The sequence below is a fragment of the Mucilaginibacter yixingensis genome (genome assembly GCF_041080815.1).
GTDB lineage: Bacteria > Bacteroidota > Bacteroidia > Sphingobacteriales > Sphingobacteriaceae > Mucilaginibacter > Mucilaginibacter yixingensis.
The window spans coordinates 2,239,042-2,256,656 of sequence record NZ_CP160205.1 but is presented as its reverse complement, the minus strand read 5'-3'; the positions used below and the strand labels follow the sequence as shown (position 1 = coordinate 2,256,656).

The window sequence follows — 17,615 nt, the reverse complement described above, 5'->3', positions numbered from 1 at the left end:
AAACCAATGGACTTACGGAAAACCGCTGTGAGCAGCATCTTATGGTCGCTCTGGCAGCAAGTTAGCCTTAAGATTGTGAGCTTTTGCATCACTATCTACATCTCAAGGCTGCTCGATCCTGCTCAATTCGGCCTGATCGCCATGCTTTCCATTTTTGTGGCAATAGGTAACAGCCTGATGGATAGCGGACTAACATCATCACTCATCCGCACCAACCACGCAACCGACAGAGAACTATCTACTGTATTTTATTTTAACCTTATCGGCAGTGTTGTTTTGTATCTCGGTTTCTTTTTGGCTGCACCGCTAATTGCCCGCTTTTATCATCAACCCATCCTGGTGCCGCTGGCCCGGGTTTACGGTTTGATCTTCATCTCTAACGCTTTTTTTGGCATCCAAAGCGCGTTGCTTGTTAAAGAGATGAAGTTTAAAAAGCAAACAAACATCCAGATACCGGCATCCATCATTGGCGGAATAGTTGGTATCTGGATGGCCCGCGAAGGTTTTGGCGTTTGGAGTATTGCTGCTATGTATCTTGCCAACTCTTTCTCTTCAACTGCCTTACACTGGATCTGTTCAACATGGCGCCCGTTGCTGGTTTTTGATAAAGAGTCGTTCAAAAAGCATTTTAATTTTGGCTATAAGATCACTGCTTCCGGATTGATAGATACTGCTTATCAAAATCTGTATCTCATCATTATCGGTAAATTTTTCTCGGCAGGCCAGCTCGGCCTCTATAGCCGGGCAGACTCTATCAGTCAGCTACCCATCAGCAATATATCGGCAGCTATTAATAAAGCAACCTATCCGTTGTTGGCCAAGGTGTCTGAGGATGTAGTTCAGCTAAAACAGATTTACAAAAAGCTGATGCAACAGGTAATGTTCTGGAACGCGCCTGCGCTGATTTTGCTGGCGCTGATTGCCACCCCACTGTTTCACTTATTGCTTACAGATAAATGGATAGCGGCGGTACCTTATTTCAGGCTGCTTTGTATTAGCGGGGTAATGTATCCGCTCCACTCCTACAACCTCAACGTATTAAAGGTAACTGGCGAAACCGCTCTGTATTTAAAAATAGAGACGATAAAAAAGGTTATCAGCATTACCGGCATCATCATCAGTATCAACTGGGGCATATACGGCCTGCTATATTTTCAACTGCTTTTTAACTTTATTGGTTATTACATTAACTCCTTTTACACCGGCCGACTGATAGCTTACCCGGTTAAAGAACAGATAGGCGATGTATTACCAATTATGATGACCACCGCCTTTTGCGGACTGTTATGTCACTTCATTACTACACAGCTTTTCTACCATATTGACAACTCTTTTATCCAGATAAGCCTAACCACCATATTGTTTGTGGCTTTATATGGCGGCATCAATTTCTTCAGTAAATCTGCCGCTCTAACTGATTTTACTCACTTAATTTTAAAGAAATGATACCTGTAACCAAACCCTTTCTCCCTGCCGAGAAAGACTTTAGAGATTATGTAAAGGGTATTTGGCAGCGACAATGGCTCACTAACAACGGGCCGCTTGTAAACTCGCTGGAACTTAAGTTGAAAGAATACCTTGATTTAAAGTATCTTCTGTACGTGTCTAATGGCACCATCGCGTTACAGATAGCCATTAAAGCTTTGGATTTGGAGGGAGAAATCATTACCACGCCATTCTCATTTGTGGCTACCACCAGCGCTATTACCTGGCAAAGCTGCAAACCGGTTTTTGTTGATATTGACCCCAATACGCTCAACATCGATCCAGAAAAGATTGAAGCGGCCATAACACCGCGCACCACTGCTATTTTGGCTACACATGTGTTTGGCAATCCCTGCAATATCTACGCAATACAAGCCATTGCAAACAAACACAAGCTTAAAGTAATTTTTGACGCGGCACATGCCTTTGGCGTTAGATACAAAGGACATTCCATTTTTGAATATGGCGATGTTAGCACCGTAAGCTTCCACTCTACCAAACTATACCATAGCATTGAAGGCGGCGCGGTATTTACCAGGAACCCCGATGTGCTGAGAAAAATGGCGCTAATGCGCAGTTTTGGTTATTCGGGTATAGATACCTTTTCAGAACAAGGCATTAACGCAAAAAACAGCGAGTTCCATGCCGCTATGGGGCTTTGTAATTTAAAGTACGTAGACAAGATTTTGCAAAGACGCAAATACCTCTATCAACAATATAAACTGCGCCTTAAAGGCTTCAATGTTGAGTTTCAACACATAGAAAATCCTGACGATTACAATTATGCTTACTTCCCGGTAATTTTTCCGTCCGAAGAATTAATGCTTGAATGTAAAGCGGCACTTGAGTTAGAGCAAATTTACAGCAGGAGATACTTCTACCCGTCTTTGTCATCGCTGCCTTATGTAGAACAGGTACCGATGCCAATTTGTGATTCCATCGCTTCGCGGATACTTTGCCTGCCACTCTACCATACACTTACCACTGCCGAGCTTGATTTGATTTGCAGAGTACTGCTACGCACACAACGGTTTGGTAAGCTTAAAGCAGCGTCAACAAATTCGTTTAACCGCGAAATAGTTCCACATATCAAATCAAAACTAAATCAAAAAGCTGTTAGAAATTGATTTATCATGGATCCTAAACCTATAGTAGTAAGCGTTTGCTGCATTACTTACAACCATGAAAATTTTATTAGACAGGCTATTGAAGGTTTTTTGATGCAGAAAACCAACTTCCTATTTGAAATTATAATTAGCGATGATTGCTCTACTGATAACAACCGCGAGATTATCAATACTTATATAGAGCAACACCCTGGGAAGATTAGGCTTTTAACATCAGCAACCAACACCGGCAGTCATAAAAACATGATTCGCTGTATAGGCGCAGCAAAAGGCAGCTATATAGCGAAGTGCGAAGGTGATGATTACTGGAGCGATCCAGACAAGCTGCAAAAGCAGGTTGATTTTCTGAAAAGAAACCCAAACTATGTTATTTGCTGCCATTATACCCGGGTTATTGATGTTAAGGGCAACACCATACACGTAGAGCCCGACCCCAAGCCGTTGAAATACAGTTTTCTTGATTTGCTGATTGGCAAACAAGTTGAAACCAAAACAGCCACTATCTTGTACCGAAATACCCCGGCCGTAAATAAAATTTTCTCAGAGCCCTGGTATCTCAGCTGTTTCGCCGGCGATAAATTCTTTAAGCTCTGGGCTACTCGCAATACTGGTCTGTCAATCTATGTAATGCCTGAGGTAATGAGTTGTTACCGCAACCACCCCGGTGGGATATGGAGCATGATAGATGATAAAGTGCGCCTGAAAATGATGATTAGCGACTTCAACCTTATTATCAGGCTGTTTACTTACCCTGAAGCCTATAAGAAAAAGCTAATGCTATTATACCTGCGGCGGTATCTGCTTTTTGAAATCATGAACAAAGACTTTAAAAAAGCCTTTCAAACCATCAAATATCTAGCCTAAGAGGAGGATGAACAATGATCAGATACCACGAACCTGCCACCAGGCGCTGTTTATTTTTTATGATCCCAACTTTAGGCAATGGCGGTGCAGAACGCGTAATGATTAACCTGGCCAATCACCTGGTGCGGCATTACAAAATAGTACTCATTTCTCTAAATGATACCCTACCAGCCTACCCCATTGATGAACGGGTTGATGTTCATTACCTCATCAAACAACGTTATGAAGGCCGGTCCACAAGGCTTTATTATGCCTGGCTAACCTTTTACAAACTTATGCGGCTGATAATCATGGAAAAACCATACAAAGTAATATCATTCATTACGTCAGCCAATTTATGGACCGGGGTAATCTGTTTTATTACCAATACGCCGTACATCGTTTCAGAACGCACGTCGCCGCAACGGTCTGTAGGCAGCTGTGCAGGTTGGAAAAAAAGCCTGCTGGCCTATCTCTACAGAAAAGCAAACGCAGTGGTAGTTAGTGCAGCCAACGTTGGCCAATGTCTATCAAACATCACTCAGTTCAGAAAGCTTGATAATTTGCAGCAAATACCCAATGCGGTAACGCAGTTTCCCACAGCAACCACCACACCGGTCCACCCTCGAAAGTTTGTACTGGGCGTCGGTCGCCTGGTTAGAGTAAAAGGCTTCGACATTTTAATAGACGCTTTTGCCCTTTTGCATAACCCTGACGTTGACCTGCTGATTGTTGGCGATGGAGAAGAAAGAGAAGATCTTGAAGCGCAATGCAACAGTTTAGGTTTATATGGACGCGTATTTTTCACCGGCGCCAAAAGCAACATCCAAGACTACTACGCTCAGGCAGAAGTATTTGTCCTGCCATCAAGAAACGAAGGTTATCCAAACGCACTGATTGAGGCTATGAGTTTCGGTTGTGCATGTGTAGCTGTTGATTGCGATTACGGTCCGCGCGAAATTATAAAGAATGGGCAAAACGGCCTGCTTGTTCCCCAAAACAAACTTGATGCATTGGCCAACGGTATGAATGACATTTTAACAAACAAGTCATTAAAAGAAGAGCTGCAGTTTAATGCAACTCAAATAAACTATACAAATAGCCCCGGCCACATAACCAGCCTCTGGGAGCAAACTATCTTCCAGAATTAAGCAGCGGCTTATCAATTAAATCAACCTAATACCTTATTACATTAAGCATGGCTCAATACATCATCAGGCTTGACGACTTATGTCATTACAGCAACCTTGAAAAATGGAACCGTTTCTTTGATTTGTTTGATCAGTACGGTATTAAACCAATTATTGCCGCCATACCGGCCAATAGAGATCCCAAGTTAATCTGCTGCGGGCCTTACAATTCAGATTACTGGGGATTATTAAGAAGACTACAGTCACTAGGATACATCATGGGCATGCACGGACTTGACCATGTTTATGTGAGCAAAGACTCTGGAATGTTTAAGTTCAATAAACGGTCTGAGTTTGCCGGGCTGCCACTAAGCATTCAAAGCCAGAAACTGGCTGCTTCGGCCAGCATGTTTGATAAGGAAGGTATAAACGTAAAAATCTTTGTAGCGCCGGCGCACTCGCTTGATCATAGCACACTGCAGGCACTTAAAAGAGTTACCAGGATAAGAATCATTAGCGATGGGCTGCTACCCTTTCCTTACAAACGCATGGGATTTGGCTGGCTGCCCAATCAGCTGAATGAGGCAGAAACAAGAGAGAAAGGCGTCTGGACCTTTAATTACCACCCGGAAACATGTTCAGACGAGGCGTTCACGCAGCTAAAGCACTTTATTGAAAATCATCATACAGCGTTTACTCCACTAAACAAATTGCGCTACCACCCTTATAGGTTTGAGCAAATGCTTACCGAAAAATACCTGATCTATAAAAGGTGCTTTTACGAGTTCATAAAATCAATTTGGCAAGGCGCTAAAATCTATGTTCCAGTTTATCATAAACCCTAATTGTTTAAAAAAATGAAAATCTCATTTGCTCCCCCCCATATAGATAAGGCGGTAATTGACGAGGTTGTAGATACCTTGCAATCCAAATGGATTACCACCGGGCCAAAAGTTGCCGCATTAGAAAACGAGATGCAAAACTTTACGGCTTCAAAAGCGGCAATATGTGTAAACTCATGGACATCTGGCGCAATTTTAATGCTAAAATGGTTTGGTATTAAACCCGGCGATGAGGTAATTGTGCCTGCATACACCTATTGCGCCACCGCATTGAGCGTACTGCATTGCGGCGCCACCCCGGTAATGGTTGATATTGAAGAAGACTTCTGTATTTCGCCCAATGCCATTATCAAAGCCATCACCCCAAAAACCAAAGCTATTTTGGCGGTTGATATAGCCGGCTGGCCATGCAACTATGATATGTTAAATAACATTATACGCGATCCGGCCATCATTAAACAATTTACGCCAGAATCTGATAAACAGCGTATACTCGGTCGTATCCTGCTGATAGCAGATGCCGCTCACTCACTTGGCGCAACCATAGACGGACAACCAGCGGCTTTAAAGAGCGATGTAGCTATCTACTCGTTCCACGCCGTAAAAAATATTACTACCGCAGAAGGCGGCTGTATCTGTCTCAACCTGCCGGACCGCTTTATTATAGAAGAAGAACGCCGGTACCTGAAAATGTATACACTTAACGGCCAAAGCAAAGATGCTTTTGCCAAATACCAGGGACAAGGCTGGAGATATGACATTTTATTTCAAGGACTGAAGATAAACATGCCCGATATCTGCGCCGCTATTGGCCTGGCGCAAATTAAACAATACTCAGAAAAGCTGTTGCCGTTGCGCAAAGCAATCGCGCTTAAATATATGCGCGCGTTTAGCACTAAAGATTGGTTTATTGCGCCTCCGCTTTTTGATTTCGATCGCGAATCTTCATACCATTATTTTCCGCTGCGGATAAAGAACGTTACAGAGCAGCAACGCGATTTAATTATTGACGATATAACCAAGCACGGCGTATCGGTTAATGTTCACTTTATACCGCTACCGCTGTTAACTTATTTTAAGTGCCTCGGATACAACATCAACAACTTCCCGATGTCTTATCTGGAATATTCAACCGAGATCTCACTGCCAATCTATCCGCAGCTGACAGACAAGTATACCGACTTTATTATTAAAGCGGTTGTTGATGCAATTGATCATCAGTTCTATCCTAACAGGCCAAAAGCTACCAGAAGAAGACCTGTCCCTGTTTTAGTTAACGCCCGATAATATGTTGTTAAAAAGGACTTTTGATTTTGCAGCTGCATTATGCTGCTTAATCGTGTTACTGCCGGTGTTGCCAGTTATTGCAATTTTAATTGCAATTGACTCGCCTGGTGGCGTATTCTTTAAACAAGTGCGTGTGGGTCAAAACAAGCGTTTGTTCCTGCTTTACAAGTTTAGAACGATGCGCACTGATTCAGAAAAATCAGGCCAGCTTACCGTTGGCGAACACGATAGCAGAATCACTGCAGTTGGTTATTGGCTGCGCAAGTATAAAATTGATGAGCTACCTCAACTACTTAATGTACTAAAAGGCGATATGAGCCTTGTTGGCCCACGCCCTGAAGTTGAAAAATACGTAAACCTATACTCGGCAGAAGAATCAAAAGTCCTTAGCGTAAAACCAGGCATTACAGATTGTGCATCAATAAATCACTTTAACGAAAATGAATTATTGAATGCCACACCAGATCCGGAGACTACCTACATCAAGGAGATCATGCCACTCAAAATTAAACAGAGCCTGGCCTATATCAATCAGCGCAGTTTTACAAAAGACCTTGCAGTAATTGTACAGACCTTGAAACGCTGCGTAATCAGTTAGCAATAATATTTACTAAGATGTATAAGAAAGCATTGTTGCTGGTATTAATGACCGCGTATCTGTACACCCTGGCATTCAGCATATTTATGCCAGACGCTTTCAGGATACCTGCTGTTATTACCGTATTTCCACTGCTGCTGTTCAAGCATCCATCAGCAAAAGGATTTGAGTACAGCAAAGAGCTGATACTTTGCATTGCAGCCGTATTTCTTTACAATGTTGTTGGCATGAATGACTTTCCTGGATTTTTTGCTACATCCATGGTAATTGGTGCATGTTTTCTGTACTTCAATTACTTTATAGGCAGCAGCAAAACCCGTCTTCATGCAACACTGGCCATTTTTGCCACGTTGCTGTTTGCCTCAATGGTTGTTATGGTATTTGATCATTATAGCCCAACCGCGGCAGATCAGCTTAGAAGTAAGTTACTGGGCGAGCAGGTAAAACAAAGCCCGGCCGGTATAGCAACCACGCAATTTACCTTTGGTTACCAGGTGGTATCCTTTACAACCTTTCTGTTTTTAACAGTGCTTGCTTATCGCCGGCATCTATTTGTGCAGATAATTGGTTTCTTGGTGTGTTTGGTTTGCCTTTATTTAGGCATGAACAGATCGGCCTTTGTTTGTTTCTCGGCTATCTCAGGTATATATATTTTGGCAGCGTTTCGTTTTAAAGGCTTGCTGCTTATTATAGCTACCGTTGCATTTACTATTGCAGTATCTAATTATGCTGCCGATAATAATTTAGGCGGCAAAGACAACATACTTTCAAAAAACCGGGCCAAAGAGGCAAATGACTTTAACCGTGAAGATCTCTCTGCCGAAAATCTAAAGATCATTGGCGATTATCCTTTCGGACTAATATTTTATAATAAAAAATGGGAAGATGTGGTTTATAAAAACCCAAGATTTCCGGCCGGTCTTTCATCGCATAATGCCTACCTGATGTTTATTACTTACCTGGGACCAATAGTTGGAACAGGCATGTTACTGATGTTGTACTTACCATTAGCATCAGCCGGTGTAAGGCTAATAAGAAGACCTGCAGAGCATGAGCCGTTACTGATTGCTACATTAGGAGCATTTCTGGCATTATCGCTCAACGCGCTTTCACACAACGGATGGCTGCTAAATGCAGACGGGCCATCTGTTTTCTTCTTCTTCTGTTTGCTGCATTTGCTACGGGAACACAAATTAGTTGAGCACAAGCAACCACAGCAACAAACCAAACCAACCTATACATTAACTGAATTTGCAGTTTAATAATGAAGAAGGTTTTTTTCATTGTCGGCTCTCTGGGTGCAGGTGGCTCAGAGCGGGTTTATTGGCTAATGTCTCAATATTTTGCTCAAGAAAACTACGAGGTAAGCGTTGTTTTTCTGGATGGCAATGACCGGTGCTTTTCTTTAGATGTACCTGGCATAAACTTTATAGATCTAAAAACTGTAAAAGCCTCTAAATCATTATTCAAGCTTATTGGTGTTTTGCGTAAGGCCAAACCCTTTGCTGTTTTTTCAACAACAGACCATATTAATGTTCTTACAGCAATAGCAACATTTTTTGTCAGGGTTCCAAGGTTAATAGCCAGGGTTTCAAACAACCCCTCGCAAATGGCGAACTTTAATAGTGCTAAGGCCCGGTTTTATAACCGGTTTAACCACCTGTTATTACGACGATTTGATAAGATTATTTGCCAAACTCAGCAAATGCGGGCTGTTACAGCAGCACTTTATAATTTGCCTGACGAGAAGCTAACTGTAATACCCAACCCGGTAAGCATCCCCGATCATCATCCAAGAGATCAAAACAAAATAATGGCCACCCAGCATATTGTGGCGGTGGGGCGCCTCAGCGCTGAAAAAGGTTTGTTCAGGCTTTTAGATGTGATGAGGCTATTACCCTCCAATTACAGGCTCAACATTGCTGGTGAGGGTCCCTTAATGGTTCCGTTAATTCAATACGTATCAGAACACGAGTTAACAACAAGAGTAACTTTTTTACGAAAGGTTTTAAACGTGCCAGATCTGCTGGTACAACATAAACTACTGGTAATGACATCATTTACCGAGGGATTTCCTAACGTAATTCTGGAAGCACTTGCGGTTGGCACACCGGTGGTAGCATTTGAAGTAAACGGAGCCGACGTAGCCATTAAGCCTGGCTTTAACGGCTACATTGTTAAGCAAGATGATATAGAAGGTTTAAGAGATTGCATTATTCAGGCCTGCAATCGTTCATGGGATCATGAAGCCATCAAGGCCGACGTGCTGGACCGATTCTCTCTCCAGCACGTCGGACAAATGTTTGAGCAGTTGTTAAACTAAACATCTATTTAATATGTGCGGCATCTACGGGACAACCGGCGTTTATTCTGATCAGGATATAACTGCCAAACTAAACTTAATGCGCTTTCGCGGTCCTGATTATTCAGATTTCCGCCGGGTGGGTCCCGTTACCGTAGGCCACAACCGCCTGGCTATAGTAGATCTGGATAAACGGTCTAACCAACCGTTTACCTACCAGCATCTTACCATAGTATTTAACGGCGAGGTTTATAACTATCTGGCTTTAAAAGAAAACCTGATTAAAATTGGCTATAGTTTTTCTACAGACTCTGATACAGAAGTAATTACTGCAGCATACCTGGCCTATGGCGACAGATGTGTAGAATACTTTAATGGCATGTTTGCCTTTGTTATTTATGATAGCAAAACAAATTCATTTTTCGGTGCGAGAGATCGCCTGGGAAAAAAACCTTTCTATTACATGCACGCTGCCGGCGGGTTTGAGTTTTCAAGCCAGCCAGCTGCACTAGCAAGAAATAAAAACCTAACCACAGATACTGAGGCACTTAACCGCTACTTTATTTGGGGATACGTGCCAGAGCCTGCTTCTGCATGGAATGAAATAAAAAAAATACCGGCAGGTTGCTCCTTCCGGTACCATATTGATAAAGACCATCTAACTATAAAAAAATATTGGGAAATGACGACCGAGAACGGCAGCCATTTCCAGGGAAATTATCAGGACGCTAAAAATAACCTGAGTTCGTTACTCGACGATGCCGTAAAAATCCGTTTGGGGGCAGATGTCAGTCTAGGTGTGTTTTTGTCGGGCGGTATCGATTCGTCGCTCATAGCGGCTTTGGCCGCCCGACATATTTCTAAACCCAAAACTTTTAGCGTACAGTTTACTGATAAAAATTTTGATGAAAGCAGCTATGCTGCCGATGTAGCTAAGTACTTAAAGACAGATCACCACACCGTTGTTTGCGATGTATCTGAAGGATTATCGCTGATACAGGATTTCGGAAAATACTACGATGAGCCTTTTGCCGATCCCAGTGCCATCCCCTCTTTACTACTAAGCAAATACACTAAAAGCATGGTAACCGTTGCCCTGAGCGGCGATGGCGGCGATGAAAGTTTTATGGGCTACACCCGGTACAGATGGTTAAATCATGCAGATAACCTGTTTAAATGTCCGCTTCCGGTTAGAAAGTGGTTTTCATCGCTATTGAGTTTAGCTCCTAACGATAAAATTCAACGCATTGCACAAGGTCTGCGCACCACCGATACCGGCGCTCTTTATGCGCTGATGCTAGGCGGATTAAATTACGAATGGCTGGATAACCCGGAAGCAGGCCTGGCTGTTCCGTTTATGGATGTGTGGTCTAAAAAAGACATGAGCTTTTTGCAAAAGATGTCGGTGTTTGATATTAAAACATATCTAAACGGCGATATCAATACAAAGGTTGACCGAGCAACCATGGCATTTGCCATAGAAGCCCGCGCCCCACTGATGGACTACCGCATCGTCAACTTTGCCCAGCAGCTACCGGTTGATTTCAAATTTAAAGCCAACAATCAAAAGCGGATCTTAAAAGATGTACTGTATGATCTGGTACCAGCGCATTACTTCGACAGACCCAAACGCGGATTTTCGATACCGATAAGACACTGGTTTAGAAACGAATTAAAAGAATATGTTTTGGATGAACTGTCTGCTTCATCTCTAAAAAACATTCCCGGTGTTAACGTTCAGGCAGCATTGACTATGATTCAGGAACATCTGTCGGGCAAGCACAATCGCTCGCTTCATATATGGAAACTGTTGGTTTTTAAGCAATGGCAACAAAATCAACGCCTCAAATTATCAGTTAACCCAGCGCCTCCTATAATCAGGCCATCATTAACAGTATGATTGCGATAGAAACAAAGGCGTTAAAGATAGCGCCGATAAAAGTTATCTGGTTTGCAGCCGCACCTGGTAAATGGAACTTTCTGAACAGTTTTTATAAACAAAGCCCCAGCACACAGTTTGTGTTAGGCTATCTCAGAAAACCTTTCTTTACCAAAACCATCAATCTGCAGCAATCACCAGAAACGATAGAGGCCGGCTTTGACCGTAATACTTTATATGAGATAAGGCGGGCCACCAAAGATGGTGTTGAAGCCTTTACTGATGGCCATGTAGATGACTTTATTGAAGTATATAATGAGTTTGCTAAAACAAAAAACTTAGAAACCATTAGCCGGGCCAGCTTAACCAGGTATAAAGACAATCTGGTTATTACTTATGCCCGGCACAACTCCAATAACCTGGTTATGCATGCATACCTGGTTGACCGGGCCATACAACGGGTTAGGTTACTGCATTCGGCATCGCTCTTTCGCAAAGAGCATGACTCGCAAACCAAAGCTACTATTGGCCGCGCAAACAGGTTGCTCCATTTGAAAGACATACTTCATTTTCAAAACCAGGGCTTCCGAATATATGATCTGGGCGGTTACGCGCCAGACACCAAAGATGAAGCCCTGATACGGATCAATCAATTTAAAGACAGTTTTGGCGGCATGTTGCTGGCAGAAACAGATTATTGCCCGTTACTGGCAGCAGCAGGCCTCTTTTTAAAAAACTTATTTAAGAGATGAGTTTCTTTAGTTCTCTTAGTCGTTTCATTCGCAAACTGTTTGTTATTGACAAATGGAATATCGGGTACGTGCATCAATCGGCTAAAAGCTTTATTGAAGCCGGAAGAATTATTGGCACCGTACACTGGCTAAAAGAAACCAAAGCAGACTACGCCGCAGATCCCTTTGCAACGGTAATAAACAACAAACTGTGCCTCTATTATGAGGAGCTAAGTTTCTGGACCGGCAAAGGCAAGATCATGGTGACAGACGGATTTAGCCTGGCAAAAAAAAGACTGGTTAAGGGGTTGCCAAACGGAAAGATCCATTTATCGTTTCCATGCCTTTTTAACCATGCAGGTGTTACCTACTGCGTCCCTGAAACCGCCGATGCCAATGAAGTTGCACTTTATCGCATTGACAATACAAACAGCGAGAACTTTATAAAAGAGCGCGTACTTATTGAAGGCGCTGCATTTGTTGATAGCTCATTACTTTTTTATAAGAACAAATACTGGTTATTTACCAGCAAAGCTGGCCATAACAATCAATTATATATTTATTATGCCGATAGCTTAGATGCGCCATTTACCGCCCACGCAAAGAATCCTATCTCAGTTCATAAATATATTGGCAGGGCAGCCGGTTGTCTTTTTGTGGTAGGCGAACAACTGTATCGGCCCAGTCAAAACCCAGAAAAAAATTACGGTGGCTCTGTTGTAATAAGCGAAGTTGTTGATCTGGACGAAAAATGTTTCCGCTTTGAAACAGTAATTGAAGTTACTCCAGAACTGCATTACCCACGCGGTTTACACACCATCAATTTTACAGGCGACCTGATGATTATTGATGGCAAACGCTCTGTTTTCAGCTTATTGAATCCTTTTAAAAAACTGGCAAAGAAACTTCAAACCCAAAGATCATGAAGGCGTCTCCCAATATGCTATTTATTTCAATGACAGACCAAGCCAACGGTGCCGAAAGCGTTTTGTTAATGGCAGCATTGGCCAGTGCCTCTCCCATCTTCTTTTTAAAGAGCGCGGCCAAAGGGGGGCTTGATATTCCTAAGGGGCACCCCACTAAAGTGATATCAAAAACAAGCCTTTTACGTGGTTTCCTGAAGCTGCCTTTCCTGTTAAAACGCACTTCAAAGGAGGTGATAATAACTACTCACCCCGTATTAAACGCCTATATAGGTTTTTTAAAAAGAATTGGCCTGGTAAAAGCCCACGTTGTAGCAAGAGAGTGCACCAATGTATTTAGCCGATATCATGGCCTGAAAAAAATGCTTTTTAAAGTATTCTATAGAGTTGGCTACCCCGCTGTAGATATGGTGGTATGCCAAACTCAGGAGATGCGTTCGGTTTTTCTTAGAAACGCATACTTTATTAAACCAAAACGTGTGGTAGTGCTGGATAACCCTATTGATATAGAACAGGTTAAACAGCATGGCGAAACACAAATTGACGATACCGATCTTAAAGACACCCAATATATATGCGCCGCGGGTCGGCTCATCCCAGAGAAGGGTTTCGGGGTGCTCATCAGCGCCTTCAACTTTGTAGCTAAGGATCACCCCAACGTAAAACTGCTGATTTTTGGACAGGGCCCTGAAAACAAGTCGTTGAAGAAACTTATCTCGTCTTACGGTCTTGAACAAAAAGTTATTTTAAAAGGCTGGTCATCAAATGTGCTGGCTTATTTCAAGCACGCCAGCGTATGTGTGGTATCCTCCATTAAAGAAGGCTTCCCGAACGTACTGCTGCAAATGATGACCCTAAACAACTGTGTGGTATCTACCACCTGCGCCGGCGGGATAGAAAACATCCCCGGCATATTAAAAGCAAAAACAAACAGTGTAAGTAGCCTGGCCTCGCAATTAAGAATTGCTTTGAGTCGTGGCTACCACAACAAAAGGCACCCTAGAGTTAGGTACCTGAAAAACCGGTCGCCATCAAGCTTTATCAATTCTATACTCAGCAATCTTGATGATGTATCCATCTCAACCAGTAACTAGATTTTACATTATAAACTTTTACACCTATGAAAACTTTAATTCAAACCAAGCTGTCTATACCCGTTGCGGTATTAGCGCTTTTTGTGATCAGTTTTTGCACCAATTGTAAAAAAGCAAATCTGCAACCAGACTCATCAACCACCACCACAACCATTCCAAGCGGCCCGCAGCCACTTGATCTTATCGGCATCAAGGTTGATAGCGGCTTCTGCTACAAATTGAGCTATGATTTTCCAGTAGCAGGCGATACCCCTACCGCACCTACCCAATCTACATTGCACTTATTTGAAAACGGTGTAGAACTAGGCCCTGCCCACTCTGTCCATGCAGATATCCGCTCTTACGGTTTGGGCCAGTACAGCCACTGGGGTAATGCACTGTATTTCTCTACTTCTGATAATACTAACCCTTTAACCAACGGTCGTAAATACACTTATACAGTTAAGTAGTATTTGTCTGCTCCCTATACAGAGAAACAACAAATACTGCTCCTAAAGCCAAACAGAAGGCATCTCTCCGCTTTCTGTTTTACGCTCCTTTAACACACTTAACAACCTAATTTCTAGCAACATGAAAATTTTAGTTACAGGAACCGCTGGTTTCATAGGCTTTCATTTGGCCAAACGACTGCTTAAAAGAGGCGACACCGTTGTAGGCATAGATAATTTGAACGATTACTATGATACGAACTTAAAGTTAGCCCGATTAGAACAAACAGGAATAGAAAGGGACAAGATTGTATATGACACACCAGTTACCAGCAAAAAGTACAAAAACTATACTTTCATTAAGCTGGATTTAATGGATAAAGCAGGGTTAGAGAAGTATTTTAAAGAGCATCAATTTGACGCCGTGTGTAACCTGGCCGCACAGGCCGGGGTTAGGTACAGCTTGACAAATCCGGAAGCCTACATCGATTCCAACATCATAGGATTTCTAAATATCCTGGAATGTTGCCGCCATAACAAAACAGGCCACCTGGTATATGCAAGCTCCTCAAGCGTTTACGGGCTAAACAAAAAAATGCCGTTTAGCGAGCATGATATTGCAGATCACCCCGTATCGCTTTACGCGGCGTCAAAGAAATCAAATGAGATGATGGCCCATGTATACAGCCATCTGTTTGACCTTAAAACCACGGGCCTGCGGTTCTTTACCGTCTATGGTCCGTGGGGAAGGCCAGACATGGCGCTTTTTATATTTACAAAGGCCATACTGGAGGGAAAACCCATTGATGTATTTAACAATGGCGAGATGATGCGTGATTTTACTTATGTTGACGATATTGTTAGCGGTATTGTACACGTAATAGACAATCCGGCCGAAACCAACCCTGAATGGGATGCCATTAAGCCAGATCCTGCAAGCTCTCAGGCGCCATTCAGAGTGTTTAATATTGGCAGAGGCGCACCGGTTAATTTGATGAGCTTCATTAAAGAAATTGAGCGGACAACGGGAATGACCGCTGTTAAAAGATTCCTTCCGATGCAGGAAGGTGATGTGAAAGGCACCTACGCAAACCTGACATATCTGGAAGAAAAGATGAAATACAGACCCAAAGTATCTGTAGAAATTGGCGTGGCACGCTTTGTTAAATGGTATAAAACTTTCTATCTTGCTAAAAATGGCAAGCGAAAAAGTAGTTTAGTATACGCGTAATGTCATCCAATTGTCATTAAGTGTAAAGAGATTTCACACCTGCTTTACATGTAGGCTTTACAGTTTTTACTCCATTTAGCTATATGAGCCGTTTTTTGAACCGTTTTTGATTTTGGTCTATTTTTCCTTGTGTTTGTAACGACAATCTGACGAAACTTTCTCTCGTTTGATGCCCTAAAAACACACTAATGGAAAAAAAAACAAGAAAACTCAACTCCGTGATCTTCTTTCTGATTCTGACGGCACTGTTTTATGGCGAAGGCTGTAAAAAGGATTCTACCGCAACTACTGACTCGTCAGCAGCAGCGGCAGCGTCAGCATCCACACTGGCCGTTACTTCAACCGGCACAACAAGCGGTACAATTGATTTAACCGGCTTACGTTCTGACGGCGGTTTTGCTTACCACATCAGCTATCCGCTATCGGTTACCGGCGATTCTAACACTGCGCCATCAAGCTCTACAATGCACCTGTTTGAAAACGGTGTTGAATTAGGCCCGGCCCATGCTGTACACCAGGACATTCGTGATTATGGTAAAGGCAGGTTTAGCCACTGGGGTACCACATTGTATTTCTCTGCTTCAGACAATACAAACCCTGCAACAAATGGCAGAAAGTATACCTATACCATGGGTACCAGTACTGCAACTGCACCAATTGTTACGGCGCCAACAACGCCAACAACACCTGCTACCGGTGCTGCTACTGCTACCACAACAGGTGTTAGCTCAGCCTTGATGGGTTACGCAATGTATAGCGGTACTACAACCGGCGGTACCGGTGGCGCTACTGTTACCGTGTCAACCCTGGCCGATCTAAAAACCGCCGTTGCCGGTAACACTGCAAAAATTGTTTATGTGAGCGGCGCAATTGTAGGTGCTGGTGATGACCCGGTATACGTTGGCTCTAATAAATCAATCATTGGTAAACCAGGCGCAAGCATTACCGGTGTTTCTCTTTACATGTTTACTATCAACAACGTAATTATTCAAAATATTACTTTTAGAAACTATGTAACAGATGCTGCTATTATGATGAAGTTTGCCACCACACACGTGTGGGTTGACCACTGTGACTTTGCTACAGACCGTAGCCATGGTTGGGCATACTGGGGTAAAGATATTACCATTACCCGCGCTTCAGATTTCATCACCGTATCTTGGAGCAAGTTTCATGATACCAACCTGTCTTTCTTAATTAGCGGTGGTATTGCCGGTAACGAAGAAGATATAGGTCACTTACACGTAACCCTGCACCACAACATGTGGTATAACGTAGGCGAACGTGAGCCTGATATGAACTATGGCCGTGTGCACGTGTTCAACAACTATCACTTAAATAACAGCGGATACTCTTTAGGTACAAGAGCCGCAGGTATTGTACGTACAGATAACGAATACTTCTCTGGCTGTGCTAAACCACTTTCAACTAACCTGGCTGGAGATCCTCCGGGATACTTTAGCGGTAGCAGTACCAATATTTATCAAAACTGTGGTTCAAATGATATCACAACTTCACTGTCTGACTGGCTTCCAGAATACAGCTACAGTTCAGTTCTTGATCCAGCCGCTAACGTGCCTAACATTGTGCAACAAGGCGCTGGTGCTATCTTAACCAATTAATTATCGCTCTAAAATGCTAAACATAGTCCGGCCTTAGTTCCGGACTATGTTTATATGCTGTTTCCTTCAGGCCACTCTGCCGTCAGCATACTT

The 17,615-nt window shown here is 42.8% G+C and carries 16 protein-coding genes; all 16 read left to right on the top strand.

Features of this window, described 5'->3' with window-relative positions; genetic code table 11:
* Positions 1-6: 6 nt before the first annotated feature.
* Entirely contained in the window at positions 7-1,446 is a 1,440-nt protein-coding gene (locus ABZR88_RS08970) for a lipopolysaccharide biosynthesis protein (protein WP_107828645.1), read from the top strand.
* The gene (locus ABZR88_RS08965) at positions 1,443-2,612 is read left to right on the top strand and encodes a DegT/DnrJ/EryC1/StrS aminotransferase family protein (protein ID WP_107828644.1); all 1,170 of its coding nucleotides are present in this window, start codon (positions 1,443-1,445) and stop codon (positions 2,610-2,612) included. The genes ABZR88_RS08970 and ABZR88_RS08965 overlap by 4 nt, the downstream gene beginning before the upstream one ends.
* A gap of 6 nt (positions 2,613-2,618) precedes the next feature.
* The gene (locus ABZR88_RS08960; protein ID WP_107828643.1) at positions 2,619-3,476 is read left to right on the top strand and encodes a glycosyltransferase; all 858 of its coding nucleotides are present in this window, start codon (positions 2,619-2,621) and stop codon (positions 3,474-3,476) included.
* Positions 3,477-3,535: 59 nt separating this feature from the next.
* The gene (locus tag ABZR88_RS08955) at positions 3,536-4,606 is read left to right on the top strand and encodes a glycosyltransferase family 4 protein (protein WP_170113605.1); all 1,071 of its coding nucleotides are present in this window, start codon (positions 3,536-3,538) and stop codon (positions 4,604-4,606) included.
* 47 nt (positions 4,607-4,653) lie between these two features.
* On the top strand, positions 4,654-5,430 hold the full coding sequence (locus tag ABZR88_RS08950; protein ID WP_107828641.1) for a DUF2334 domain-containing protein: 777 nt from the start codon (positions 4,654-4,656) through the stop codon (positions 5,428-5,430).
* A gap of 12 nt (positions 5,431-5,442) precedes the next feature.
* A complete protein-coding gene (locus ABZR88_RS08945) occupies positions 5,443-6,714 on the top strand; it encodes a DegT/DnrJ/EryC1/StrS aminotransferase family protein (protein WP_107828990.1) in 1,272 nt (423 codons plus the stop codon).
* 1 nt (position 6,715) lies between these two features.
* Positions 6,716-7,312, top strand: a complete 597-nt coding sequence (locus ABZR88_RS08940; RefSeq protein ID WP_107828640.1) for a sugar transferase — start codon at positions 6,716-6,718, stop codon at positions 7,310-7,312.
* A gap of 17 nt (positions 7,313-7,329) precedes the next feature.
* Positions 7,330-8,574 (top strand): O-antigen ligase, encoded by a 1,245-nt coding sequence (locus ABZR88_RS08935; RefSeq protein ID WP_107828639.1) that lies wholly within the window; start codon positions 7,330-7,332, stop codon positions 8,572-8,574.
* Positions 8,575-8,576: 2 nt separating this feature from the next.
* Positions 8,577-9,635, top strand: a complete 1,059-nt coding sequence (locus tag ABZR88_RS08930) for a glycosyltransferase (RefSeq protein ID WP_107828638.1) — start codon at positions 8,577-8,579, stop codon at positions 9,633-9,635.
* Positions 9,636-9,648: 13 nt separating this feature from the next.
* Positions 9,649-11,514 carry an asparagine synthase (glutamine-hydrolyzing) gene (gene asnB / locus ABZR88_RS08925; RefSeq protein WP_107828637.1) on the top strand — a complete coding sequence of 622 codons (1,866 nt, stop codon included), beginning with the start codon at positions 9,649-9,651 and terminating at the stop codon, positions 11,512-11,514.
* A complete protein-coding gene (locus tag ABZR88_RS08920; RefSeq protein WP_107828636.1) occupies positions 11,511-12,245 on the top strand; it encodes a hypothetical protein in 735 nt (244 codons plus the stop codon). The genes asnB and ABZR88_RS08920 overlap by 4 nt, the downstream gene beginning before the upstream one ends.
* Positions 12,242-13,150 (top strand): hypothetical protein, encoded by a 909-nt coding sequence (locus tag ABZR88_RS08915; RefSeq protein ID WP_107828635.1) that lies wholly within the window; start codon positions 12,242-12,244, stop codon positions 13,148-13,150. Before ABZR88_RS08920 ends, ABZR88_RS08915 begins: the two co-directional genes overlap by 4 nt.
* 29 nt (positions 13,151-13,179) lie before the next feature.
* The gene (locus tag ABZR88_RS08910) at positions 13,180-14,241 is read left to right on the top strand and encodes a glycosyltransferase (RefSeq protein ID WP_170113604.1); all 1,062 of its coding nucleotides are present in this window, start codon (positions 13,180-13,182) and stop codon (positions 14,239-14,241) included.
* Positions 14,242-14,267: 26 nt separating this feature from the next.
* Complete coding sequence (locus ABZR88_RS08905) at positions 14,268-14,690, top strand: hypothetical protein (protein WP_107828633.1); 423 nt, start codon at positions 14,268-14,270, stop codon at positions 14,688-14,690.
* A 121-nt stretch (positions 14,691-14,811) separates the two neighbouring features.
* The gene (locus ABZR88_RS08900; protein WP_107828632.1) at positions 14,812-15,900 is read left to right on the top strand and encodes an NAD-dependent epimerase; all 1,089 of its coding nucleotides are present in this window, start codon (positions 14,812-14,814) and stop codon (positions 15,898-15,900) included.
* Positions 15,901-16,088: 188 nt separating this feature from the next.
* Positions 16,089-17,522, top strand: coding sequence for a polysaccharide lyase family 1 protein (locus ABZR88_RS08895; protein WP_107828631.1), 1,434 nt, complete (start codon positions 16,089-16,091; stop codon positions 17,520-17,522).
* Positions 17,523-17,615 lie beyond the last annotated feature (93 nt).

What these genes read in the sequence shown, in the direction of transcription:
- ABZR88_RS08910 (WP_170113604.1), top strand. Translation starts at nt 13,180, where the DNA reads ATGACAGACCAAGCCAACGGTGCCGAAAGCGTTTTGTTAATGGCAGCA.
- ABZR88_RS08960 (WP_107828643.1), top strand. Translation starts at nt 2,619, where the DNA reads ATGGATCCTAAACCTATAGTAGTAAGCGTTTGCTGCATTACTTACAAC.
- ABZR88_RS08920 (WP_107828636.1), top strand. Translation starts at nt 11,511, where the DNA reads ATGATTGCGATAGAAACAAAGGCGTTAAAGATAGCGCCGATAAAAGTT.
- ABZR88_RS08955 (WP_170113605.1), top strand. Translation starts at nt 3,536, where the DNA reads ATGATCCCAACTTTAGGCAATGGCGGTGCAGAACGCGTAATGATTAAC.
- asnB (WP_107828637.1), top strand. Translation starts at nt 9,649, where the DNA reads ATGTGCGGCATCTACGGGACAACCGGCGTTTATTCTGATCAGGATATA.
- ABZR88_RS08895 (WP_107828631.1), top strand. Translation starts at nt 16,089, where the DNA reads ATGGAAAAAAAAACAAGAAAACTCAACTCCGTGATCTTCTTTCTGATT.
- ABZR88_RS08935 (WP_107828639.1), top strand. Translation starts at nt 7,330, where the DNA reads ATGTATAAGAAAGCATTGTTGCTGGTATTAATGACCGCGTATCTGTAC.
- ABZR88_RS08905 (WP_107828633.1), top strand. Translation starts at nt 14,268, where the DNA reads ATGAAAACTTTAATTCAAACCAAGCTGTCTATACCCGTTGCGGTATTA.
- ABZR88_RS08950 (WP_107828641.1), top strand. Translation starts at nt 4,654, where the DNA reads ATGGCTCAATACATCATCAGGCTTGACGACTTATGTCATTACAGCAAC.
- ABZR88_RS08915 (WP_107828635.1), top strand. Translation starts at nt 12,242, where the DNA reads ATGAGTTTCTTTAGTTCTCTTAGTCGTTTCATTCGCAAACTGTTTGTT.
- ABZR88_RS08930 (WP_107828638.1), top strand. Translation starts at nt 8,577, where the DNA reads ATGAAGAAGGTTTTTTTCATTGTCGGCTCTCTGGGTGCAGGTGGCTCA.
- ABZR88_RS08940 (WP_107828640.1), top strand. Translation starts at nt 6,716, where the DNA reads ATGTTGTTAAAAAGGACTTTTGATTTTGCAGCTGCATTATGCTGCTTA.
- ABZR88_RS08900 (WP_107828632.1), top strand. Translation starts at nt 14,812, where the DNA reads ATGAAAATTTTAGTTACAGGAACCGCTGGTTTCATAGGCTTTCATTTG.
- ABZR88_RS08970 (WP_107828645.1), top strand. Translation starts at nt 7, where the DNA reads ATGGACTTACGGAAAACCGCTGTGAGCAGCATCTTATGGTCGCTCTGG.
- ABZR88_RS08965 (WP_107828644.1), top strand. Translation starts at nt 1,443, where the DNA reads ATGATACCTGTAACCAAACCCTTTCTCCCTGCCGAGAAAGACTTTAGA.
- ABZR88_RS08945 (WP_107828990.1), top strand. Translation starts at nt 5,443, where the DNA reads ATGAAAATCTCATTTGCTCCCCCCCATATAGATAAGGCGGTAATTGAC.